The 23505-nt window shown below is 73.1% G+C and carries 20 protein-coding genes; 16 read left to right on the top strand and 4 right to left on the bottom strand.

What is annotated here, in order from left to right; translation table 11 throughout:
• Positions 1–15: 15 nt before the first annotated feature.
• Positions 16–444, top strand: coding sequence for a nitroreductase/quinone reductase family protein (locus QBL25_RS03790; protein WP_409055526.1), 429 nt, complete (start codon positions 16–18; stop codon positions 442–444).
• Between the two features lie 32 nt (positions 445–476).
• Here the strand turns inward: QBL25_RS03790 and QBL25_RS03785 are convergent, their stop codons facing one another.
• Complete coding sequence (locus tag QBL25_RS03785; protein ID WP_409055525.1) at positions 477–1856, bottom strand: alpha-amylase; 1380 nt, start codon at positions 1854–1856, stop codon at positions 477–479.
• A gap of 431 nt (positions 1857–2287) precedes the next feature.
• On the opposite strand from QBL25_RS03785, the gene QBL25_RS03780 reads away from it, so the two are divergent.
• Together QBL25_RS03780 and QBL25_RS03775 are read left to right on the top strand one after the other, a co-directional pair.
• Positions 2288–3202, top strand: a complete 915-nt coding sequence (locus QBL25_RS03780) for an AurF N-oxygenase family protein (protein ID WP_409055524.1) — start codon at positions 2288–2290, stop codon at positions 3200–3202.
• 23 nt (positions 3203–3225) lie between these two features.
• Positions 3226–4770: an FAD-dependent oxidoreductase gene (locus QBL25_RS03775; RefSeq protein WP_409055523.1), complete on the top strand. Its 1545-nt coding sequence runs from the start codon at positions 3226–3228 to the stop codon at positions 4768–4770.
• Between the two features lie 6 nt (positions 4771–4776).
• On the opposite strand, the gene QBL25_RS03770 is transcribed toward QBL25_RS03775, so the two are convergent.
• Positions 4777–4989 (bottom strand): DUF4287 domain-containing protein, encoded by a 213-nt coding sequence (locus QBL25_RS03770; protein WP_409055522.1) that lies wholly within the window; start codon positions 4987–4989, stop codon positions 4777–4779.
• A gap of 509 nt (positions 4990–5498) precedes the next feature.
• Between QBL25_RS03770 and QBL25_RS03765 the strand changes: the two genes are divergently transcribed.
• The 3 genes from QBL25_RS03765 (at position 5499) to QBL25_RS03755 (ending at position 10809) form a co-directional block, all read left to right on the top strand.
• Complete coding sequence (locus QBL25_RS03765; RefSeq protein ID WP_409055521.1) at positions 5499–8552, top strand: AfsR/SARP family transcriptional regulator; 3054 nt, start codon at positions 5499–5501, stop codon at positions 8550–8552.
• Between the two features lie 322 nt (positions 8553–8874).
• Entirely contained in the window at positions 8875–9531 is a 657-nt protein-coding gene (locus QBL25_RS03760; RefSeq protein WP_409055520.1) for a M15 family metallopeptidase, read from the top strand.
• A gap of 75 nt (positions 9532–9606) precedes the next feature.
• On the top strand, positions 9607–10809 hold the full coding sequence (locus tag QBL25_RS03755; protein ID WP_409055519.1) for a diguanylate cyclase domain-containing protein: 1203 nt from the start codon (positions 9607–9609) through the stop codon (positions 10807–10809).
• A 31-nt stretch (positions 10810–10840) separates the two neighbouring features.
• Here the strand turns inward: QBL25_RS03755 and QBL25_RS03750 are convergent, their stop codons facing one another.
• Positions 10841–11401: a DUF6069 family protein gene (locus QBL25_RS03750; protein ID WP_409055518.1), complete on the bottom strand. Its 561-nt coding sequence runs from the start codon at positions 11399–11401 to the stop codon at positions 10841–10843.
• A gap of 197 nt (positions 11402–11598) precedes the next feature.
• On the opposite strand from QBL25_RS03750, the gene QBL25_RS03745 reads away from it, so the two are divergent.
• A complete protein-coding gene (locus tag QBL25_RS03745) occupies positions 11599–14388 on the top strand; it encodes an AAA family ATPase (RefSeq protein WP_409055517.1) in 2790 nt (929 codons plus the stop codon).
• A gap of 12 nt (positions 14389–14400) precedes the next feature.
• On the opposite strand, the gene QBL25_RS03740 is transcribed toward QBL25_RS03745, so the two are convergent.
• Positions 14401–14577 (bottom strand): hypothetical protein, encoded by a 177-nt coding sequence (locus QBL25_RS03740; protein ID WP_409055516.1) that lies wholly within the window; start codon positions 14575–14577, stop codon positions 14401–14403.
• Positions 14578–14850: 273 nt separating this feature from the next.
• On the opposite strand from QBL25_RS03740, the gene QBL25_RS03735 reads away from it, so the two are divergent.
• The 9 genes from QBL25_RS03735 to QBL25_RS03695 all read left to right on the top strand — a co-directional run bounded on the left by QBL25_RS03735 (position 14851) and on the right by QBL25_RS03695 (position 23463).
• Positions 14851–15444 carry a flavodoxin domain-containing protein gene (locus tag QBL25_RS03735; RefSeq protein WP_409055515.1) on the top strand — a complete coding sequence of 198 codons (594 nt, stop codon included), beginning with the start codon at positions 14851–14853 and terminating at the stop codon, positions 15442–15444.
• On the top strand, positions 15441–15638 hold the full coding sequence (locus QBL25_RS03730; RefSeq protein ID WP_409055514.1) for a hypothetical protein: 198 nt from the start codon (positions 15441–15443) through the stop codon (positions 15636–15638). The genes QBL25_RS03735 and QBL25_RS03730 overlap by 4 nt, the downstream gene beginning before the upstream one ends.
• A 170-nt stretch (positions 15639–15808) precedes the next feature.
• The gene (locus QBL25_RS03725) at positions 15809–17335 is read left to right on the top strand and encodes a PHB depolymerase family esterase (RefSeq protein WP_409055513.1); all 1527 of its coding nucleotides are present in this window, start codon (positions 15809–15811) and stop codon (positions 17333–17335) included.
• A 111-nt stretch (positions 17336–17446) separates the two neighbouring features.
• Positions 17447–18889 carry a 3-hydroxybutyrate oligomer hydrolase family protein gene (locus QBL25_RS03720; RefSeq protein ID WP_409062541.1) on the top strand — a complete coding sequence of 481 codons (1443 nt, stop codon included), beginning with the start codon at positions 17447–17449 and terminating at the stop codon, positions 18887–18889.
• Positions 18890–19127: 238 nt separating this feature from the next.
• Positions 19128–20729, top strand: coding sequence for an ATP-binding protein (locus QBL25_RS03715; RefSeq protein ID WP_409062540.1), 1602 nt, complete (start codon positions 19128–19130; stop codon positions 20727–20729).
• On the top strand, positions 20726–21172 hold the full coding sequence (locus tag QBL25_RS03710; RefSeq protein WP_409055512.1) for a roadblock/LC7 domain-containing protein: 447 nt from the start codon (positions 20726–20728) through the stop codon (positions 21170–21172). Before QBL25_RS03715 ends, QBL25_RS03710 begins: the two co-directional genes overlap by 4 nt.
• Positions 21169–21531 (top strand): DUF742 domain-containing protein, encoded by a 363-nt coding sequence (locus tag QBL25_RS03705; RefSeq protein WP_409055511.1) that lies wholly within the window; start codon positions 21169–21171, stop codon positions 21529–21531. Before QBL25_RS03710 ends, QBL25_RS03705 begins: the two co-directional genes overlap by 4 nt.
• Positions 21509–22165, top strand: a complete 657-nt coding sequence (locus QBL25_RS03700) for a GTP-binding protein (protein ID WP_409055510.1) — start codon at positions 21509–21511, stop codon at positions 22163–22165. The genes QBL25_RS03705 and QBL25_RS03700 overlap by 23 nt, the downstream gene beginning before the upstream one ends.
• Positions 22162–23463 carry a cytochrome P450 gene (locus QBL25_RS03695; RefSeq protein ID WP_409055509.1) on the top strand — a complete coding sequence of 434 codons (1302 nt, stop codon included), beginning with the start codon at positions 22162–22164 and terminating at the stop codon, positions 23461–23463. The genes QBL25_RS03700 and QBL25_RS03695 overlap by 4 nt, the downstream gene beginning before the upstream one ends.
• Positions 23464–23505: the final 42 nt, after the last annotated feature.

The following is a 23505-nucleotide window of genomic DNA, read 5'->3' as shown; positions in this document are numbered from 1 at the left end:
ACAGGAAGAAGGCTGATGGCCAAGACGTATCGCCTCGGGTTCGGCACGCGTGTGATCAACGGCGTGTTCCGGACGATGACCCGGCTCGGGATGGGCAAGAGCTACCGGTACGTCCTGACCGTGCGCGGCAGGAAGTCCGGCCGCCTGTTCTCCACCCCCGTCGACGTGATGTCGGCCGGGGGCGAGCGCTGGGTCGTGGGTGCCTACGGGGTGAGCCAATGGGTGCTCAACGCCCGCGCCGCCGGTCAGATCGAGCTGAGCCGGGGCGGCAGGTCGCAGACCGTGCGCGTGGTCGAGCTCGGCCCCGAGGAGAGCGTTCCCGTCCTGCGCCAGTACTGGCGCGAAGTGCCGGTCACGCACGCCTACTTCGACGTGACGGGCGACTCGACGGACGAGGAGTTCGCCGCCGAGTCGGCCCGCCATCCGGTGTTCCGGCTGGTCTAGCGGCGGGGCCGGGAGCGCCGGAGCGCGCCGGGTCAGCCCTGCTTCGCCCCGGCGTGCAGGGCGAGGGCGCCGCGCGCGGGCAGGGTGACCTCGGCCTTCCCGTCGTCCTCGACGGCGACGGTGTTGCCCTCGCAGCTGTCGGGGGACGCCTCGGCGACATTGCAGTAGGTGCCGCCGGGCAGCGACGTGGTGAAGGTCCGCGTCAGCTCGCCGTCGCCGTTGTTCAGTGCGACGAAGCCCTTGCCGCCGCGGCCGAAGGCGAGGGCACTGCCGCCGTTGTCCCACCAGTCGGTCAGCTCGGCGGCGCCCACCTCGTTGCGGAACCCGACCAGGCCGGTGACCGCCTGCCGCGTGTGGGTGTCCGTCCAGCCGTCGGCGCCGCCGGGCGGGCCCGCGTCCTTGTCGGACCACTCGTAGCCGGAGTACACGTTCGGTGAGCCGTAGGGCGACGCCAGCATGAAGACGTTGGCCAGGGTGTAGGCGGCGCCGTCCTTGTAGGTGAGCGTCGAGCCGTTGCGCTCGGTGTCCCAGTTGTCGACGAAGGTGCGGGCCGAGCCGCTGCCCAGCTTGCCGTCCGCGACCGACTTCAGCTGTGCGATGTTCCCGCCCTGGAAGGCGCTCTTGAGGTGTCCGCCGTAGCGGAACTCGTCGACGTCCCCGACGCCGGTGTACTCGTCGGGCTGGACGGCCTCACCGCCGCCGTGGATGACCTCCGAGACCCAGAAGCCGGGATCGCTCATCTTGCCCTTGACGGCGGCGATGTCATCGGCCGCCATGTGCTTGGCGGCGTCGATGCGGAAACCGTCCACGCTCAGGGAGCGCAGGTCGTCGAGGTAGGCGGCGATGGTGCCGCGCACCGCGTCGCTGCCCGTGTCGAGGTCGGCCAGGCCCACCAGTTCGCAGTTCTGGACGTTGTCGCGACTGGTGTAGTCGTCGATGCTCGTGCGGCAGGTGTGGAAGTCCGCGTCCCGGAAGAAGCCGGGGTACTCGTACTTGCCGTACTGCGTGCCGCCGGTGCCCGTCCCCGACCCGGCCGCCATGTGGTTGATGACGGCGTCCGCGATGACCTTGACGCCCGCCTGGTGGCAGGCGTCGACCATGCCCGCGAAGGCGGCGCGGTCGCCGAGCCGTCCCGCGATCTTGTAGCTGACGGGCTGGTAGGAGGTCCACCACTGGCCGCCCTGGATGTGCTCGGAGGCGGGCGACACCTGGACGTATCCGTAGCCGGCCGGGCCGAGCTGCTCGGTGCAGGCCCTGCCCACGTCGGCGAACGGACGCTCGAACATGGTGGCGGTCACGGTCTTGTCGCCGGGCGGTGTCGCCTGCGACTGCGAGGGGGCGAAGGTCGCGAGGCCGGCGGCGGCCAGGACCCCGGCCGACGTCGCGCCGAGCAGGCGGTGACGGTGTTGCATGTGCGGCTCCTTCATGATCGGGCACGGAGTGCCCACAGAAGGCAACTACTCGTGGGGGAAGCTGCCGTGGGGGGATTCCGGGAGGGAGCCTGCCGTCCACTCATGTACGCGTCAATGCTTTCTGCAAGATATTTCAACTACTGGTGTCGGAAACGACTTTGCCGCCCGGTGCGGCTGGCCGATGCCTCCCTGTCGAGGCCCGGAGTGCGTGTTCGCCCGGCGTGACCTGCACGGAAGCGTTCCTGCAAGAACTTGCGCCCGGGTGGGGTGGGCGGGTCCGCGAATTCACTTCTTACTCAGGGGTAGGCTCGCCGCCGCCCTTGTTATACGGTCTGTCTAACAAGCGGGTCGCGGCGCGTCGCGGGACGGCGCCCCCGCCCGTTTCCTGTGCGAACAAGAGAACGTACGCAGCAGAGTCAAGGAGCCGCAGCATGGCAAGCAGCACTGTTCGGCCGACCTCGCAGGACCGCCCCGAAGAAGACGACGTGGCCCGGCGGTTGCTCGACTCGGCCGCCGTGTTGGCCTACGACCCGGCCACCGAGGTGGACTGGGACACGCCGCTCGACCGGGACTTCCACGGCGCGAGCCCGGAATGGAGCTCCCTGTACGGCACGGCGTACTGGCAGGAGCTCACCGAGGCCCAGCGCAAGGAACTCACGCGGCAGGAAGCCGCGTCGGTGGCCAGCACGGGCATCTGGTTCGAGATGATCCTCCAGCAGATGGTGCTGCGCGACGTGTACGCGAAGGACCCCACCAGCGACGAAGTGCAGTGGGCGCTCACCGAGATCGCCGAGGAGTGCCGGCACTCCATCATGTTCGCCCGCGGCGCCGAGAAGCTGGGCGCACCCGCCTACCGGCCGCACCGCATCGCCGTCGAACTGGGCCGCGTGTTCAAGACGGTGGCCTTCGGCGAGGCGGCCTACGCCGCGATCCTGGTCGCCGAAGAGGTCCTCGACGTCATGCAGCGCGACTGGATGCGGGACGAACGCGTCGTGCCCTTCGTCCGCACGATCAACAACATCCATGTCGTCGAGGAATCGCGGCACATGAAGTTCGCCCGCGACCAGACGACCAAGCGCATGGCCGGGACGGGCCGGGTGCGCCGCCAGATCAACGCACTGGTCATCGCGATCGCCTCGTACGTCATCGTCACCAGCATGGTGAACCGCAAGGTGTACGCGAACGCCGGGCTCGACGAGAAGCGCGCGCTCACCGAGGCGAAGGCCAACGAACACCACAAGTCGATGATGCGGTCCAGCTGTGCGGGCCTGATGGAGTTCCTGGCCTCGTCGCGACTGCTCACCAAGCCCGCGCTGGCCTTCTACAAGCGCGCCAACCTCATCTGAACCGAGCGAGTCGAGCCGACGACATGACCTCCTACGCCATCACCCAGACCTGCTGCAACGACGCCACCTGCGTCGCCGTGTGCCCGGTCAACTGCATCCACCCGACGCCGCAGGAACGGGCGTTCGGCAGCACGGAGATGCTGCACATCGACCCGGCCACCTGCATAGGCTGCGGCGCCTGCGCCGACGCCTGCCCCGTCGAGGCGATCTTCCCGGTGGACAGCCTGTCCGCCGCACAGCAGGAGTACGCGACGATCAACGCGGCGTACTACGCCGACCGGAAGCCCGAACCGGCCCCGGCAGGACCGAACTTCCACGCCTGGGACGAGCCGTCGTTCCCCCGCATCCTGCCCTCCGACTTCGCGCCGCTCAAGGTCGCCGTCGTGGGCACAGGACCGGCCGGGATGTACGCGGTCCAGGACCTGCTCCTGCACACCAGCGCCGAAGTGACGCTGATCGACCGGCTGCCGGTGACCGGCGGCCTCGTCCGCTTCGGCGTGGCACCGGACCACCCCGCCACCAAGAAGGTCGGCGACACCTTCGCACGCTTCCACGCGCACCCCCGGGTGCGCCTGCACCTCGGACTGGACGTGGGCGCCGACGTCACCGCGCAGGAACTGTCCGCACACCACGACGCGGTCATCTACGCCGTGGGCGCGTCGGCCGACCGCACGCTGGCCGTGCCGGGGGAGGAACTGCCCGGCAGCATCTCCGCGCGGGCCTTCGTCGCCTGGTACAACGGCCACCCGGACGCAGCGCCGGACGCGATCGACCTGTCCGCCGAGCGCGTGGTCGTCGTCGGCAACGGCAACGTCGCCCTCGACGTCGCCCGCATCCTGCTCGCCGACCCCGACAGCCTGGCCCGCACCGAGATATCCGGCCACGCCCTGGCGGCCCTGCGCGGCGCGAAGGTGCGCGAAGTGGTCCTGCTCGGGCGGCGCGGTCCCGAGGACGCCGCGTACACCAAGTCCGAACTCCTCGCCCTCAAGCACGTCCCGGGCCTGGACCTGGTCATCGACGATCACGACCCGCGCATCGCGGCGGCCGTCGACGAGACCGACCCGGCGACCGACCCCAAGGGCAAGGCCGCCCTGCTGCGCGGCGTCGCACGCGAGCGCTTCGACTGGACGCGGGCACCCGCCCCCGGACGGCGCATCGTGCTCCGCTTCCACTCCACCCCCGTCGAGATGGTCGGGGAGGAAGCCGTCGAGGGCGTCCGCGTCGCCGAGGCGTCGGGGGAGCGGACCATCCGGACGGACATGGTGCTGCGCGCGATCGGCTACCGAGGTGTTCCGGTGGCCGGGCTGCCCTTCGACGAGACCACCGGAACCGTCCCGCACGAGGGCGGCCGGGTGACCGGACGGCCCGGAACCTACGTCGTGGGCTGGATCAAGCGGGGCCCCAGCGGCGGCATCGGCGCCAACCGCACCTGCGCCGCCGAGACCGTCACCACGCTCCTGGCCGACGCGGTCGCCGGCGCCCTGCCCGCCCCGCCGAGCGCGCCCAAGGCCTTCCACCGCCTGGCCAAGCGCCGGGGCGGAAAGGGCAGGGCCGCGCTCGGCCGGTAGCGCCCCTCACTCGGCGCGGGCCTCGGCCAGGGTGTGCGCGACCAGCGCGTTGGCGTGGCCGTGGCCCAGGCCGTGCTCGGTCTTGAGCCAGTTGACGATCTCCATGTGCTTGGTCAGCGGCGAGGAACGGATGAGGTCCTTCCATTCCGCGACCGGGCGCCCGTACTTCTTCTCGATCGAGGGGAAGTAGCTGGCAGGGCCCTTGGTGGCCTGGTTCATGGTGACGCCGTCCCGTCTTCCGCAGTGCTGTTGCCCATAAGACGGGCGGGGCGCGCGAAAGTCATCGGCGGTCCGAAGTGTCGTGGATCACACGCACGGCGGGTGTGGCGCCGGCCGCCGTGGGGCGGGGCCGGCTGACGCCGCGCCGCAGACCGGCGGGGGCCAAGACCGGGCGGTGGCGTTCCGCTCGCGCCCGGACGGGCCGGGGCGGGAGCGACGATCCTGCCCGCGGCGCTCCTCCCGGCTCCGGCCGAGTCGCCCTCACCGCGCCTGCCTCAAGCCCGCATCGCGCCTGCCTCAAGCCCTCCCCGAGCCTGACTCGAGCTCGCCCGGACCCGGTCCGGAAAGCCGTTCCGACGTCCGCCCGCGCCCGCGCGGCGCCCTGTCTCCGGATGGCCTGATTCCCTTGGTGCACAACCGAGTTGCTGGGGCGCGGACGTAGAATGACCAGCCGATCGGCAGCGGGGACGGGTGGGGGCGGCGCGGGGCAAGGACCCATGGAGACGGGCTTGGACACGGACACCGACTACCGCTTGCTGGGCCCTGTCGAGGCATGGCGCGCGGGCCGCCGCCTCGGTCTCGGCGGACCCAAACCGCGGGCCCTGCTCGCGGCCCTGCTCCTGGAACCGGGGCGCGTGGTGTCCGCCGACGCGCTCATCGACGCCATCTGGGGCGAGAACCCGCCGGACACGGCGCGCTCCCTGATCCAGTCCTACGTCTCCGCGCTGCGCCGCGCGCTGTCCGCCGACGCCATCGAGACCCGGCCGCCCGGCTACCTGATCCACGCGGACCCCTCCCGCATCGATCGCGCCGCGTTCGAGCGCCTCGCGGTGGAGGGCCGGCAGGCCGCCGCCGAAGGAGACCACGCCGCCGCCGCCCGGCTGCTCAAAGAGGCCCTCGCCCTGTGGCGCGGCCCCGCACTCGGCGGGATCGGCGAATCCCTGCGCGCCCTGGCCGGCCAACTGGACGAGGCACGGCAGGCGGCCCTGGAGGAGCGGATCGCCGCGGAACTCGCCCGGACCGGCCGGGAGACCGAGCTGGTGGCCGAACTCACCGCGCTGGTCTCCACCCACCCCACCCGGGAACGGCTCCGCGGCCAACTGATGCTCGCCCTCTACCGCTTGGGCCGCCAGGCCGACGCGCTCGCGGTCTACGCGGAGGGCCGCACCGTCCTCACCGAGGAACTGGGCATCGACCCCGGCCCCGGCCTCCGGCGGATGTACGAGGCGATCCTGCGGGCCGACGCGGAGCTGCTGCCCACCGCGGCGAACACCCCCGATTCCGCCCCCGGGCAGCCCGCGCCCGCCCCGGTGGCCGCCCTGCTGCCCCCCACCATCGGCGACTTCACCGGCCGGGACACCCAGCTCGCCGCCATGCGTACCGCACTCTCGGGGCCCCGCGACGCCATGCCGGTCGTCGTGCTCTCCGGCCCCGGCGGCGTCGGCAAGTCCACCCTGGGCGTCCGGGCGGCACACCAGGTCGCCGACGCCTACCCGGACGGACAGCTCTACGCCGAACTGCGGGGCGCCACCGACCCCGTGGCTCCCGGCGAGGTCCTCGGCCGGCTCCTCTACGCCCTGGGAGCCGACCCGCCCGACGGGGACGCCGAGCGGCGTGACCTCTTCCGCAGCCTGGTCGCCGGGCGCCGCGTCCTGCTCGTGCTCGACGACGCGGCCAGCGAGTCCCAGGTGCGACCCCTGCTGCCCGGCAGCGCCACCTGCGGGGTCCTCATCACCGCGCGGTCCCGCCTCGGCGCCCTGCCCTGCACCCACCGGACCGACCTCGACGTGCTCGACACGGAGCCGGGAACGCAACTTCTCGGCCGAGTCGCGGGGGAGCGGCGGGTCAGGGACGAGCCGGACGCCGCGCGCCGCATCGTCGAGCTGTGCGGCGGGCTCCCGCTCGCCATCCGGATCGCCGGCGCCCGCCTCGCCACCCGCAGACACTGGACCGCGCGGATGCTGGCGAACCGGCTCGCCGACGAGCGCCACCGCCTGGACGAACTGGCCGTCGGCGACCTGGAGGTACGCGCCGGCCTTGGCCTGAGCTACCGCGCCCTGGACGCCCCCGCCCGCACCGCCCTGCGCCGCCTGGGCCTGCTCGCGGCCCCCGACGTCGCCGCCTGGGTGGTGACCGCCCTGCTCGACGCGCCGGAGGCCGAGGCGGACCGCGTCGTGGAACAGCTCATCGACGCCCAGCTCCTGCACTGCACCGGCGTCGACCGGGCCGGCCAGCCCCGCTACCGGCCCCACGACCTGGTGCGGGTGTACGCCGCCGAGCGCGCCGACGCCGAGGATCCGCCCGCCGAACGGGCCGCCGCCGTCGGCCGTGCCCTGGGCGCCTGGCTCTGGCTCACCGGCCTCGCCGCGTCCGCCACCCCCTCGGGCGCCGTCGAGCTGCACCGCGGGCTCCTCGACGCCGGCCCGAACGGATCCGCCGGCGCCCTGCGCCAACTCGTGCGGCCGGTCGGGCCGGAGGCCACCCAGCGGGCCCTCGCCGACCCGGCCGCCTGGTTCGAGGCCGAGGCCGACGCGATCGCCGCCGCCGTCGAGCGTGCCGCCGCCCTGGACCTGCACACCCTCTCCTGCGAGGCCGCCGCGGCCCTGTGCTCCTCCGCGTACACCGTCGGCAACCGGTTCGAGGCGTGGTGGCGCACCCATGACGCGGCCCTGGCCGCCGCCCGCCGCGCCGAGGACAGGGCGGGGGAGGCTCTGCTCCTCATCGGCCTCGGCCAGCTCCGCTACGAGCAGGACCGGTTCCCCGAATCGCAGGGCTACTTCAAGCAGGCGGCCGGGCTCTGCGCCGAACTCGGCGACGTCCGCGGGCAGGCCGCCGCCTTCGCCGGGCTCGGCAGCGCCCTGCGCGAGGCGGGACGGCTGCGCGCGGCGCAGGAGACGCTGGTGCGCGCCGTCGACGGGTTCCGCGAACTCCACGACGACCCGGGCCTCGGCCTGTCCTGCCGGTACGCCGGATCCGTCCAGCTCGAACTCGGCGACTTCGCGGCATCCCGCGCCTTCCTGGACGAGTCGCTGCGGGCCTACCGCAGGCTCGGCAGCCGCCGGGGCGAATCCCTCACCCTGCGCTCGCTCGGCCTGGTCCACCGCGCCCTTGGCGAGTACGCGGCGGCGGAGGAACTGTCCGGGCGCGCGGTGGACCTCCTGAGCACCCTGGGGGACCCGCTGATGCTCGCGTACGCGATGCAGGCACGCGCCAAGTCCCGCATCAGACTGGGGCGATCGGCCGAAGCGGAGGCCGAGATCCGCGAGGTCCTGGACATCTGCCGCGGCCAGCGCGACCGCTTCGGCGAGGCACTGGGCCTGCGCACCCTCGGTGAGTGCGAGCTGGCCGCGGGCCGCCTCGACACCGCCGGACAGCACCTGACCACGGCCGCCGCCCTCTGGGACGACCTGGGGCTTCCCCTGCCCCGCGCCCGCACCCTGCGCGATCTCGCGGCGGCCCGCGAGGCCGCGGGCGACCGGGCGGCGGCCGGTGCGCTGCGCGCCGAGGCGCGCGAGGTCTTCACGGCGTACGAAGCGCGCGAACGGAACGAGCCGGGGCTCTGAGGCCGCCGTCGGCGGCCTGTAATCCGCTTGGCCCGGACTTGCAGAGAACTTGCAGCGGACTGCGCCATTCTGTGGATGTCGGCGGGTGAACACGCCGGCACCAACGGGGGATCGCAGGAAACAACGGGGGACTCAGCGGATTCATCGGGGGAAGCACGGGGGAAGGCCACTGATGCCTCGTACGGCCCACACCACCGACATCGTCGGTCGTGTGGGCCGCTCGTCGCGTAGCGCCCCTGCCAGGGCACGGAGGGGACTCCGGGGGCGGGCGGCAGCCCGTCCCCGGAGCTGTGCCCGCAACCGTCGCCACGAAGGGGCAGACATGTCGTCGATCATCCTCATGAACGATCCCAGAGTCGTCGGCATCCCGGTCCGCGACTGCGGCGAAGCCCTCGTGGACCTGCGCCAACTGCCGTTCCTGGACATCGACGACCGCCTCGCCGACCCGGACGGCGCCTATGCCCAGCTGCGCGAAGGCGTCGCCTGGCGGCTGGCCCGCGCAGCCCGGCTGCTGCCCGAGGGCCTGCGCTTCCTCGTCACCGAGGGATACCGGCCGCTGGCCCTCCAGGTCCAGTACTTCGAGGAGTACGCGGCCGAGCTGCGGAAGGCCAACCCCGACTGGTCGGACGCCTACCTCCGCCAGCAGACCAGCCGTTCCCTGTCGCCCCCCGAAGTGGGCCCGCACGTCGCGGGCGCCGCGGTCGACCTCACCCTGCGCACCGCCACCGGCGCCGAACTCGACCTCGGCACCCCGGTGAACGCCAGCCCGGAGGAGAGCGACGGCGCCTGTTACATGGACAGCGCCCTGATCTCCCCGGCCGCCCGCCGCAACCGCCGCACCCTCACCGCGGCCCTCGAAACCGCGGGCCTGGTCAACTACCCCACCGAGTGGTGGCACTGGTCCTACGGCGACCGCTACTGGGCCCTCACGACCGAGGCACCCGCGGCCCGCTACGGCCCGGTGTCCCCGGACGCCTAGGCCGCGCCGCTGGTGCCACCGGCGTGACGGTAGCCTCAACTCCCCTTGATAGATGCGAGTTGGACGACGGGGGCGATGTCGATGAAGATTCTGCTGGTGGCCGCGAACCCGGCCGACACCGGACGGCTGGCCCTCGACGAGGAGATGCGCCTGATCCAGCAGCGCACCGAGCAGAGTCCCCATGCCGGGCAACTGGAGTTCGTGCCGGTCTGGGCCGCACGCGCCGACGATCTGCTGCGGGAGATCAACCGGCACGCCCCGACGATGCTGCACTTCTCCGGGCACAGTTCCCTCAGCGGCCTCGAACTGGTCGGCGACGACAAGCGGGCCAAGGTGGTGTCCGGCGAGGCCGTGCTGCGGCTGCTCGATCTCCCGGCGGCCGCCTCCGTCAAGGTCGTTCTCCTGAACTCCTGCTACTCCTCCACGATGGCCAAGGCCATCGCGCACGAGACCAGGTGCGCCATCGGCACGATCGAGCCGTGGGGCGACGAGCAGGCCGCTCTCTTCTCCGCGTCCTTCTACCGCGCGTTCGGGTTCGGCGCCAGCGTCACGGAAGCCGTGGAGCAGGGCTGCACGTCGATCCTGCTCGAGGGGTACACGGGCGCTGACGACGTACGGCTGCACGGCGGAGAATCCGCCACGTCCCTGCGTTTCGTCCGCCCGCCCGCGTGGAGCGCCACGGCGGCGCCACGCACGGCGTGGTCACCGGACGGCCGGCGGGGCGGGCAGCAGGCCGGGCCCATCCCGCTCTTCAACGAGAGCGAGTGCGCCGACTTCGTGACGAGCTTTTTGGAGGACGCGTCCTCGGCGGCACTGACCTACCTCGACGTCGACGGACTGCTGGGCATCAACAACGTCTACGGCGAGCACGTGGGCGACCTGGTGATCCAGCGGTGCGGCGAGCTGGTGGCCGCGCACTCCGCCGAGTCGGCCGCGCTGTGCCGGCTCAGGGGCGATCAGTTCGTCGTGGTGGAGCGGAACGTGGACAGGGGCGCGGCGGAGGAGCGAGCCGGGAAACTGGTCGCGCGGATACGCCGGCACAAGTGGTCCCACCTGTCCAGGGACCTCCACGTGAGCGCCACCGGCTCCCTCGCGCACTGGCGTTTCCCCGCCGAGGACGCCCCCAGCCTGATCCTGCGCGCGGTCCTCGGCGTCAAGGAGGCCAAGACCACCCACCGTGCCTCACTCGCCGCCGCGCCCCTCGCGCTGCCCAAACTCGTCGGTGATTTCGAGCGGCGCGAGGACAAGATCTCCTACCTCTCCTCGTACCTGTCGTGACACGCCCGCACGCGCCGGACGGAGCCGGGCCTCACTCGCCCCCGCGCACCGCGCCGCGCGCCACGGCCGACAGGAGCGAGCCGATGGCGGCACCGATGGCCAGGTAGACGGCCGCGGTGCCGATCTGGGCCTTGAGGGACAGCGCGAAGGTGAAGGGCAGCAGCACCATGACGCCGGTGGCCAGCGTGACGATCCAGATCAGGAACCGGTCGGCCTGAGGCGTGCCGAGCAGCAGCAGGTGCACCAGCAGCGTCGCGGCGAGCGCGGCCACCGCGGCGCCGCCTGCCAGTACCGCCGTGGAGGCGTCGCCCATGACTCCGTCGCCCTCGGGAGCGAAGACCGCGATCCCGAGGACGCCGCGTACGAGCAGGAGCCCGACGACGGCGGTCAGGGCGGCGACCAGAGCGGTGACCAGACCGCCCACCCACAGCCGCCCGGCGTCGACCCGGTGACGTGCGGGCCGCCGGGGCGCGTGGTCGGAGGAGGGCCGGTAGGTGGAGGCCTGTCCGTAGTCGGAGGGTCCCCCATAGCCCCGCGGCGCTTCCGGCCCGTAGCCCTGCTCATGACCGTAGGACTGCCGTGGTGGCTCCATGTGCCTCACCCCTCCTCGCGGGACCCGTTCCTACCGATCGTCCAGGGCTGAGCCCCCACCACCAGCGGACCGCCGCCACACGAGTGGAGCCCGTCCGTGCGACCGGCGGTCACACCGCCGTCACGACTCGCCGGGCGCAGGCGAATGCGCGCGGAGACAACCCGCTGCCCCGCTTCGGCGCTGGCTAGGCTGGTGGCATGTTGTCGGGGCGGGAGCCGGAGTGCTCCAGGATCGACGCGCTGCTCGATCTGGCCCGGGCGGGCCAAAGCGGCACGCTCCTGATCTCCGGTGAAGCGGGCATCGGGAAGAGCGCGCTCCTCCTGTACGCGGCCCAACGCGCCGGTGACATGCGGGTTCTGTCGGCGTGTGGCGTCCCGGCCGAGCGTCAGCTCCCGTACGCGGGCCTCTCCGCCCTGACGCGTCCGGTGCTCGATCGCCTCGACACGCTGCCGAGCCCAGCGGCCGGGGCCCTGCGCGGCGCACTGGCGTTGGGCCCCTCCGCGGCGGGGGACCGGTTCGCCGTCTACGCCGGATTGCTCGCCCTCCTGGCCCATACGGCGGAGGAGCGTCCCGTCCTGGTGGTCCTCGACGACCTGCAGTGGTGGGACGAGCCCAGCTACGAAGCCATGCTGTTCTCGGCCCGTCGCCTGGACGCCGACGCGGTGGCCGTGGTGGGTGCCTTCCGCGACGGGTGGCGGGCAACGGGCGCCGAGTCGGCCACGGGACGTGACGAGTTCGAGGAACTCCGGCTGGGCGGGCTCGCCCCGGGGGCCACCGAGGCCGTGATCGCCGCGAAGACCGGCCGGGCCCTGCCCGGCCCGGTGCTGCGCCGGCTCACTGATGAGACCAACGGCAACCCCCTGGCGCTGTTGGAGGCCCTCGACTCGCTGGAGGAAGCACAACTGGCCGGCTGGCAGCCGTTGAACGCCCCGCTGCCCCGGATCAGGACCGCTCAGGACATCTTCGCGCCCCGGGTCTCGGCCCTCCCCGCCGCCGCCCGCCACGCCCTGCTCATCGCCTCGGTCCACGGCACGGGCGAGCTCGCCCCGGTGCTCGCCGCGGCGACCCGGGCGGGTGTGTCCGCCGAGGCCTTCGAGGAACTGGAGCACCGGGGGCTGATCGGCCTCAAGGGCGGTTCGCTGGTCTTCCCGCACCCGCTGGTGCGCTCCGCGGCGTACGCGCTCTCCTCCGCCCGGGAGCAGCGAGCGGCTCACCACGCGCTCGCCGAGGTCCTGACCGCTCCGGCGGACCGGGAGCGCAGGATCTGGCACCTGGCCGAAGCGGCCGTGGCCCCGCACGAGCCGACCGCCCGGTCCCTGGAAACGATCGCCGCACTGGCCAAGGACCGCAGTGGCTACGCGGCGGCCGCTCAGGCACTGGAGCGTGCCGCCCTGCTCAGCCCGGAAGCGCACGAGCGCACCCGCAGGCTCTTCGACGCGGCCGAGATGGCCCGCCTCTCCGGTGCGACGGCAGAGGCCCTGCGACTCCTCGACGCCTGCGGCCGCGCCGCGGCACCGCGCGAGCCGGGGCAACTGCGCGCCAGGATCGAGCACATGAAGGGCCGGATCGAGATCTTCGCCGGGCATCCGGCCGAGGCGGCCCACCGGCTGCGGCGCGCCGCCGAGGCCTGTCGCGAGGAGGCTTCCGCACAGGAACTCCTCCTGCTGACCGACGCGGCCATGGCGGCCCTGCTCGCGGGCGACGCCCTGACGTCCCTGGTGATCGCCGACCAGGTGCGGGCCCGCACCGAGGACGGCGAGAGCAACAGCCGGCTGATCAGCACGCTGATCATCGGGGCGGCCTGCATGCACACGGGACAGATCGCGGAAGGTCTGCGCCACCTCGCGGACGCCTCCCGGCTGGCCTCGCGCGAAGGCACCGAGCGGCCGGACATCGAGTACGTCATCTACACGGCCATCGTGCTCTCGTGGACGGCGGACTACACGGCGGCTTTCGCCCTCATCGAACCGCTCCTGGACGAACTCCGCACAGGAGGAGCGCTGGGCATTCTGCCGCTCGCGCTCTACGCCTCGTCCTACGCCGAGATCAGGGCGGGCCGCCTCTCCACCGCCCATGCCCGCGCGACCGAGGCCTCGGGCCTGGCCCGGGACACGGGCAACGACCTCTGGCAGTACTTCGCGTTGGGCGTGCTGGCGCTGGCGGAGGCACATCAGGGTGAGGAGGCCGCCTGCCGGGAGCACGCGGCCATGGCCCTCGACCTGCGGCGCGGGCTCACCATCGAATATCCCCGGGACGCGTATGACGCCCTGGGACTGCTGGAACTGACTCTGGGCCATGTCGACGCGGCCGCGACCCAGTTCGACGCGGCGCACTCCCCTCTCGACGCCGGCGTCCCCGTCCTGGACTGGCCTTCTGCCGCCGACCTCGTCGAGGTGTACGTGAAGGCGGGGCGCCCCGTCGACGAGGCGATGCGGGCCGAGATCCTCAGGCAGAGCGAGGACAGGGAATTCCCCGCCAACGCCGCGCTCGCCTGGAGGTGCCGCGGACTTCTCGCGCCGGACGAGGGCTTCGCGCCCTGCTTCGACACATCGCTCGCGCTGCACGCCGTCGGCGGGTCCGCGTTCGAGGAGGCGCGGACCCTCCTGTGCTACGGCGAGCGGACACGGCGCCACGGCAGCCGCCGCGCGGCACGGCGCCACATCCGGGCGGCCGAGCTGCGCTTCACGAGAATGGGCGCCCGTCTGTGGGCGGATCGCGCCCGGGCGGAACTGCGTGCGGCCGGAGAGACGGCGCGGCGGCCGGACGCCATGCGCCAGCCGGAGCTGACCTCGCAGGAACTCAACACCGCGCTGACGGTCTCCCGTGGGTTCACCAACCGGGAGACCGCCGCCGCCCTGTTCATCAGTCCCAAGACCGTGGAGATGCACCTCAGCAGCGTCTACCGCAAGCTCGGGATCCGTACCAGGACCCAACTGGCCCGCCATTTCATGGAACCGCCGTTCTCCGGCGGCCCCCGGCACGCCTAGGCCCGCGGCCTCTCACTCGCCGCCGTCGGTGTCCTCGCCGCCGCCGTCGTCCTCACTCGTGAGCTGTGCCGCAAGCGCCCCCGCGCGCCAGCCGCGATAGGCGCCGTGGACTGCGTCCAGGGTGTCTGCTGCCTCCGGGAAGGCCCATTTCAGCGCGCGAACTCCTAACCCCACCACCGGGATCAACACGTCACTACCTCCGTCGAACGCGCGGACCCTCCGCGCGATCCGACCCGACGCTCCCACCGGGGCGCCGCCTCCCGGTACGGGGAAAACCCTGGACCGCCAGGGCACCCGTACCCGGGTTCCGCATGGTTTCCCTGCTCTGTTCGAGACACTTATGGCCACTGTGGCTGGCAGACATCTGTTCGACCTTGGCGACCCGACCTATGGTGACGACAGCCCCAGACCTCGGCTTTCTACCTTTCTGTGTCGTTTTCAACTGACCGTGAGGAAGCCGCGATGTCGTTGTCAGGGGATCGGAACGCACCGGACGGCAGCAGAGCGTCCGCCGCCCGGCCGCCGCAGGCCCTGAACATCCTGGTCGGCTACTCGGGCGTGCACGGCTCCACCCACGGCGTGGCGGAACGCCTCGCGACCCGGCTCGCGGAGTGCGGGCACGTGACGGTCGTCGTCCCGCTGGTGGCCGAGCAGAAGACGGGCGGCTACGACGCCTTCGTCCTTGGCAGCGCGATCCACCACGGTGCCTGGCTCGCCCAGGCCACCGACTTCATCCGCAGCCACCCCAGCACCCTGGCCACCCACCCCACGTGGCTCTACAGCGTCGGTGTGCCGCCCCACGCGGGCCGCTGGCCCGCCCGGCATGCCGCCGAGCCCCGGCAACTGGCCGGGATCCGCTCCCTCATCCGCCCCTGGGACCACCAGATGATGGCGGGAGCCATCTACCGCGACCACGTCCCGGGATGGCGGCACCTGGCCTTCCGGGCGCGCGGCGGACGCTACGGCGACCACCGGGACTGGAAGGCCGTCGAGGGCTGGGCCGAGCACATCCACCGCCGCCTCGTCACCGCCGACGGCACCGCCACCGGCCTGTGACCCCGCCGCGCGGGACCGAGCGGCGCGGACCGGGCCCCGCCGCCCCCGCGGCGCACGGCGAGCCCACCGGCGCACCCCTGGGCGGAACCCGCAGCCTGCTGGAGGCGGTCCTGCGGGAGCTCAACGACGGCCTGCACCACCAGGCCAAGGCGGAGCCGATAGCACGCACGAAGCGGAAGCGGCAACAGGGCTGACACCAGCGGTCGTTGACGGTGATGTGGCGTCCGCCGCCATTCTGCCCCGCTCACGGTGGCTCCTACGGTTGCCGTCACCCCGGCGTCTTGCCCCGCGGCAGCAGCGGAAGAGCTCCGGGGTCGCGTGATCCGCCCCGGAGACCGCGCACCGTCCTCCGTCGGGAGCCGCCATGCCGTCGTACGAGAGATGTCCCGAGCCACAGCCGTTCGCGGAACCCGCGCCCCGCGGGACCCGCGGCGGGCGCTGGCGCCGGGCCCTTGGCCGGATGGCCGCCGTCGTGGGCCTGGTCGTGGCCGGCGCGGTCGTCGCTCCCTCGCCCCCGGCGCAGGCGGCCCAGGCGGCCGTCGCCCTGGAGAAGGTCGGCTCCTTCGGCGCCAATCCCGGCGGTCTGAACATGTACGTGTACCGGCCGGCGACCCTGACGGCGAACCCCGCCGTGGTGGTGGCCCTGCACGGGTGCACGCAGAGCGCGCAGATCTACGCCGACAACGCGGGCCTGGCGACGTTCGCCGACCGGCACGGCTTCCTGCTCGTCTTCCCCGAGCAGACGTCCGCCAACAACAGCAGCAAGTGCTTCAACTGGTTCCAGCCGGGGGACACGCGGCGCGGCCAGGGCGAGGCCGCCTCGATCCGCCAGATGGTCGCGCACGCCGGATCCGCCTACGGCGCCGACCCGGAACGGACCTTCGTCACCGGCCTGTCGGCCGGCGGCGCCATGACCTCGGTGATGCTCGCCGCCTACCCGGAGGTGTTCACGGCGGGCGCGGTGGTCGCCGGCCTCCCGTACGGCTGCGCCGACGACGTGGTGTCCGCCTACAGCTGCATGAGCCCCGGCGTCGACCGCACGCCCTCGGCGTGGGCGCAGAGCGTCCGTGACGCCCACCCCGGATACACGGGCCCCTGGCCGCGGGTGGCGGTCTGGCACGGCGACAACGATCCCACCGTCGCCAAGAAGAACGCCGACGAACTCCGCGACCAGTGGACGGCCGTCCACGGCCTGGACCAGAGCCCGGACCGCACCGACACCATCGGCCCGAACGCGACCCGCAGGGAGCAGTACCTCGGCGCGGGCGGCACCGTCGCCGTGGAGGTCGACCGGGTCCCCGCCATCGGCCACGGCACCCCGGTCGACCCGGGAACGGGCGCGACGCAGTGCGGGGCGACCGGGACGGCGAACTTCATCGACTCCATCTGCTCCAGCCACTGGATCACCGGCTTCTTCGGCCTGGACGGCGCCGCCCCGGTCCCCGGCGGCCTGCCGGCTCCGAGCGGTCTGGCCGCCACCGGCGCCACCGACACCTCCGTCACCCTGACCTGGAACGGCGTCACCGACGCGGCGTCCTACGCCGTGTACAGGGACGGCACCCGCATCGCCACCCCGGCAGCGCCCCCCTTCACGGACACCGGCCTCAGCCCCGGCGGCAGTCACACCTACAGCGTCGCCGCCCGCGACCCGTCCGGCCGGGAAGGGGCGCGCTCGTCCCAGGTGACCGCCGCGACCACGGGCTCCGCCGCCACGTGCTGGACCGCGAACAACTACCAGCACGTCCAGGCGGGCCGGGCGACCACCAGCGGCGGCTACACCTACGCCAAGGGCTCCGGCCAGAACATGGGCCTCTACAACGTCGCCGTCACGCACACCCTCAAGGAGTCGCCGGCCGGCCACTACGTCATCGCCGACGGCACCTGCCCCTGACGGACCCGGCCCACGCCGGTGCGGCAGCGGTGGCGGAGTCCGTGCCCCGCCACCGCTGCCGCTCCCCACGGCCCCCGCACGTCCGCCCCACGCCCACCGGAGGAACCCGTGATCGATCCGCCGAGCCGCCCGCCCCGCACAAGACGCCCCGCCCGCTCGCCGATCGGCGCCCTCGCCCTGACCGCGCTGCTCGTCACGCTCGCCGCGGTCCCGGCCGCCGCCGGACAGCCCGGCGCGGCCAGGGACGGCGGCGCGGGGCACTGCGCGGCCTCGAAACGCCTGAAGGTGCCGGGCGCCGAGCGCCAGGAGACCTCCTGCCTGGCCGAGTTGACCACCGCGGGCACGGTCTCCTCGGGCCACACCGACCCGGCCGACTGGGCGGGGCTGACCCCCGCCGGGCTCACGACACCGCGCGGAGTGCCCGGCATCCAGATCGACGGCTACTTCCCCGACGGCTCGGCGACCAACACGAACCACGGCTGGCAGCACGACGCGCAGTTCGTCATCCGGCTGCCCGACCGCTGGAACGGCGGCCTGGTGGTGGCCGGCTCTCCCGGGGTCCGTGAGCAGTACGCCAACGACCGTGCGATCGGCGACTGGGTGCTGTCCCAGGGCCATGCGTTCGCCTCGACCGACAAGGGCAACACCGGCGCCGCCTTCCACCGCGACGGCTCCGCGCCGGGCGACGCCATCGCCGAATGGAATCAACGCGTCACCCAACTCACCCGCGCCGCCCAGGCCGTGGTCGCCCGCCACTACCACCGGCCCGCGGCCCGCACCCTGGCCACCGGCATGTCCAACGGCGGTTATCTGGTGCGCTGGCAGCTGGAGAACCACCCCGAGCTCTACGACGGGGGAGTGGACTGGGAAGGCACCCTGTGGCGGACCGGGGGACCGAACCTGCTCGACTTCCTGCCGCCCGCGCTGCGCGCCTACCCCCTCTACGCGGCCGGCGGCGAAGGGGCCGACAAGGCCCGCCGGCAGATGGTGGCCGCAGGCTTCCCGGCCGGCTCGGAGTTCCTGTGGCCCTACCACCACCAGGTCTACTGGGACTTGACCCAGCGGATCTACCGCGAGGAACTGGACCCGGGCTATGACGGGGCGACCGAGGCCGGGACCCCCTTCTGCGCGTCGGGGACACCGCGGTGCGACGCCGACTACGCGTACGCGACCCGGCCCCCGGAAGTCCGCGAGGCCGTGAAGAAGATCGCCCTGACCGGGCGCATCGGCAAACCGCTGATCACCCTGCACGGCACCCTGGACGTCCAATTGCCCATCGGCCAGGACTCCGACGTCTACGCGAAGATGGTCCGCGACGCGGGCCGCGGCGGCCTGTTCCGTTACTACCGCGTCGAAGGCGGCACCCACGTCGACTCGCTCGTCGACACGTTCCCCGACAAGCTGCGCCCCCTGGTGCCCTGCCACCGCTCCGCGTTCACGGCGATGGAGGCCTGGCTCGCCCGGGGGGAGCAGCCTCCGCCCAGCCGCACGGTGCCCCTTGAGCAGGCCGCCGACCCGGCGGATCTGCTCACCCGGTGCTCCCTTACCGGGTAGTGATTCCGGCCAAGTACCGGCAAGGACCCCAGCACCGGAAGGCAGGCTTCCCCAACGGCCAGCCAAGAAACGCCGAGTTGACCTAAGATCGCCTCGCTCCCCATTCGTAAGGGAGTTCGGTGCTTTTCGGGGAGGGTTCGTTCGACGTGGTGAAGGTGTGCAGGATCGCCGGGGCAAGTACGCCGTGGTGAGCCGTCTCAAGCGCGGCTCCGTGGGCCGCGAGGCCGTCGTCTGGCTGATGGCGGTGATCCTCGCGATCGCCGGTGCGGTCCTCGCCGCCCTGGACGCCGCGGCGGAGTGGCGCCAGGTGCTTGCCGGCGGCTGCGCCGCGGTCGCGGTGCTGCTGCTCGCCTGGGTCATGGTGCTGGTCCGGCAGTTGTCCGCCGAGCGGGCCGACCGCGCCCGCCAGGAGCGGCTCGCAGCGGTCCGGGAGGCCGAGATCACCCACCTCGCCGGGGTGCGCCTTCCGGCGATCGCCGAGCGCGTACGGGCCGGGCAGCGGCTGGAGGGCGTGCCGGGGCCGCTGGCGGCGCCGGCCGAGACCGGTGAGGAGTTCGCCCGGGCGCTGTCGGCCGTGACCGTCGCCCTGGGGTCGGACGAGGCGGTGCGGCGCGAGCGCGGCCTGCGCGACTCGGTGCAGGCCGCCTTCGAGTCCGTCGCCCGCACCATGCACGCGATGGCCACCGTGCAGCAGCAGGTCCTCGACCGGGTCGAGCGCTCCATCGACGACCCGCACCTCATGGGCGAGGTGATGAAGGCCGACCACGCCGCCGCGCAGATGACCCGCAAGGCGCAGACGCTCCTGGTGATGTGCGGCATCTGGCCCGCCCGCCGCGAGACACGGCCGGTCTCCCTCTACGACTGCGTGCGCGGCGCACAGTCGCGGATCGTGGAGTACGGCCGCATCGAGGTGCACGGCGGACAGACCCTGTACGCCGTGCCGCCCGCGGTCGAAGGGCTGATGCACGCCATCGCCGAACTCCTGGAGAACGCCACGGTGTTCTCGCCCTCGCGCTCCCAGGTCGTGGTCACCATCCGCGAGGTGGGAGCCGGTGCGGTCCTGGAGATCGACGACGCCGGGCTCGGGATGCCGCCGGACGTGCTGCACCGGGCGATGGGCCAGCTCCGCGACGACCAGGACCTGGCCCGCCTCGGCGCGGTGCCGCGCCTGGGCCTGGCCTGCGTGGGCCGCTGGAGCCGCGAGCTGGGCTTCAACGTCGAGCTCAGCGGCGCCTCGGCCTACGGCGGCACCCGTGCGGTGACGTTCGTGCCCTTCCGCCTGCTGACCGAACCGCCCTCGCAGCTCACGGGCTCCCACCGCACGGGCGCCCACCCGCTGCCCCCGCAGCAGCCGGCCGAGCCCGCGCCCCGGCCCGCCGCGCCACGCGTGCCCGAACAGCCCGTCCACCAGGAGCGGTTCGACCAGCCCGCACCGCACGGGCCGTACGACCGGTCCCTGCCGCAGGAGCCCTACGACCGGCACGACCCCGCCGAGCAGCCGGATGCGGCCGTCCGGCCGACACCCGGCGTGCCTCCCGAGCGTGAGACGGCGGCCGGCCTGCCCCGGCGGCGCAACCGGCGCCAAGCGGCGCCCGGCACTCCCCGCCGGCCGGTGCCCGAGAACCGGCAGGCGCCCCCGGCCGCGCCCACGACCCCCTGGACGCCGGAGGCGGCGCGCGCGTCGATCGCCAGCGTCGTGTCCGGTTCGCTGCGCGGCCGCGCGGCCCTCGACGCGGAGCGGTTCACGCCGCACGAGCCGAACCCGCCGGCCGAGTCCTCGCAGGCCGCGACATCGTCCCAACTCCCCACCCCCGACGAGCAAGACGGAGGCCGGCAGTGACCGGAATCATCACCCCCCTTCCCGACCTGGGCTGGATGCTCCGCCCGCTGATCGAGATCCCCGGGGTCCGGCACAGCGTGGTGGTCTCCGAGGACGGCCTGCGGCTCGGACACGCCTCCGCGGAGAATCTCTCGGGACCGGTGTCCGACCTGAGCGTCGCCGAAGCCGAGTCCCTCTCCGCGGCCTGCGCGGCGATGACCATGACGGGCAGGTCCACGACCGCGCTGCTCTTCGGGTCCGGCGCCGACGTACGGCAGCTGATGCTGGAGTCCGACCACGGCTTCGTGCTGTTCACGCACGCCGGCGTGGGCGCACACCTGGGCGTCGCCACCGACCTCCAGGCGGACATCGGTCTGGTGGCCCAGCAGATGCAGCTGCTCGTGGTGAAGATCGGCTCGCACCTGAGCAGCCAGCCGCGGGATCCGGCCGCCGCGACGTCATGACGGGCCCGCGGCCGGAGGAACCGATGGCCTCGGCCGTCCGCCCGTACGTGATCACTCGCGGCCGGGCGGCATCCGACACCGAGGCGCTGGCCTGGGAGTCCCTGGTGATGGCGACGGACGCGGCGTTCCCCTCCTCGCTCCAGCCCGAGCACCAGACCATCCTGGCGCACTGCCAAGGACTCCTGTCGGTGGCCGAGGTGGCCGCCCACATCGGCCAGCCGCCCTCGGTCGTCCAGGCGCTGCTCTGCGATCTCCTCGAATGGGGACTCATCGTGACCCGGCCGCCCGTGCCTCCGGCCGAATACACCGATGTGACCATGCTCAGAAAGGTCCTCCATGGTCTCGAAAGCCGCCTCTGACGCGCCGTCCCCGGCGTCCGGGACCCCGCGACCGGCCGGCCACGCGGCCGCGGACGCCGCGTCCGGCAAGTACCTCACCTCCAGCGTCGCGGGCGCCGCGAAGATCCTGGTCGTCGGACCGCTCGGGGTCGGCAAGACCACCCTGATCGGCACCGTCTCGGAGATCAAACCCCTGTCCACCGAGGCCGTCATGACCCAGGCGGGCGCCCGGGTCGACACGGTCGTGACGGGCGGCAAGACGACCACGACCGTGGCCCTTGACTTCGGCCGCATGACCATCGACGGCGAGCTGGTGCTCTACCTGTTCGGCACCCCCGGCCAGCAGCGGTTCCTGCCCGCCTGGCGGGACCTGGCCAAGGGCGCGCTCGGCGCCCTGGCCCTGGTGGACACACGGGACCTGGAGGCGGCCTTCGACGCCCTGGGCAACCTGGAGGATCTCGGGCTGCCCTTCGCGGTGGCCGTCAACATCTTCCCCGGCAGCCCGCAGCACGACGTCGACGACCTGCGCGCCGCCCTGGACCTGCTTCCCGGCACTCCCGTGGTGACCTGTGACGCACGCGACCCCGCGTCCTCGGTCCGGGCACTGATCGCGCTCGTCCAGCACCTCATCCACCTCGCCACGGAGACCCCATGACCTCGCCCCACGCCGCGGCCGGACCGCCCTCCCGCTGCCCGGTCACCGGAGCCCCGGCACCGGCGGCCGCGCTGTACGGACCCGACCTCGACGGCGACACCATGCCCGCCCTGTACGAGCAACTGCGCGGCGCCCACGGACCGGTGGCGCCCGTGGCCATCGCCCCCGGCGTCGACGCCTGGCTGGTCATCGGCCACCGCGAACTGCTCCAGCTCACCCGCGACGAGCAGGACTTCTCGCACGACCCCCGCCGCTGGAGCCTGCTGCGCGAAGGCCGGGTGCCCGCCGACTCGCCGATCCTGCCCATGGTCGGCTGGCGGCCCGCCCTGCTGTTCGCCGACGGCCAGCAGCACCGCAGGATGCGCGCCGCCGTCTCCGCCGCGCTCGCCGGGATCAACGGCCACGAACTGCGCCGCTCCGTACGGGCCGAGGCCGAGCAGGTGATCGTCTCGTTCGCGGAGCGCAGCGAGGCCGACCTGGTGGCCGACTACGCGCGCAAGCTGCCCATGCGCGTCATCACCGCGCTGCTCGGCCTGGACGAGGGGACCGGCCGTCAGCTGGTGGAGGCCGTGGCCGGCACGGTCTCGGCCACCAGCGCCGCCGCCGACGCCAGCAAGCGCATGGGCGCCATCCTGCTCCAGCTGATCGAGGAGAAGCGACGCCACCGCGGCAACGATGTCACGTCGGCCCTGCTGCACCACCCCGCCCAGCTCAGCGACGAAGAGGTCCTGCACAACCTCGTGGTCATGTTCGTCGCGGGCAACCAGACCACCGTCAACTGGATCGCCACCACCTTGCGCATCCTGCTGTGCGACCCGCAGTTCCGCTCCTCGCTGACCGGCGGCCACCTCAGCGTGGACGACGCGCTCGACCTGGTCCTGTGGCGCTTCCCGCCCACGCAGAACTTCCCCGCCCGCTACGCCACCCGCGACATGACCTTCGGCGGGCAGTCCATCCGCACCGGCGACATGCTCATCCTCGGTCTGGCCGGCGCCAACGCGGATCCGCAGATCCTCCCGGACGACGGCACTCCGGTCGTGGGCAACCGCTCGCACCTGGCGTTCGGCGCGGGCCCGCACATCTGCCCCGCCCAGGACCCCGCCCGGCTCATCACCCGCACGGCCGTGGACACGATCCGCCACCGGCTGCCCGACCTCGAACTGGCCATCCCGCAGGGCGACCTGGAGTGGATCAAGTCGCCCTGGAGCAAGGGACTGGCCGCCCTCCCGGTCAGCTTCACCGCCCCGGTCCTCGCCCAGCACCCCGCCCCGTCGCCGGAGCCGCAAGCCGTGCTCTGAGCACCCGCCCTGCCGGCCCCGCACACCCGCCGCCGATCCGCC

The sequence above is a fragment of the Streptomyces sp. SYP-A7185 genome (assembly GCF_046103685.1).
Lineage (GTDB): Bacteria > Actinomycetota > Actinomycetes > Streptomycetales > Streptomycetaceae > Streptomyces.
Note: the sequence above shows the minus strand (reverse complement) of the source record. Positions and strands in the feature narration are given on the sequence as shown.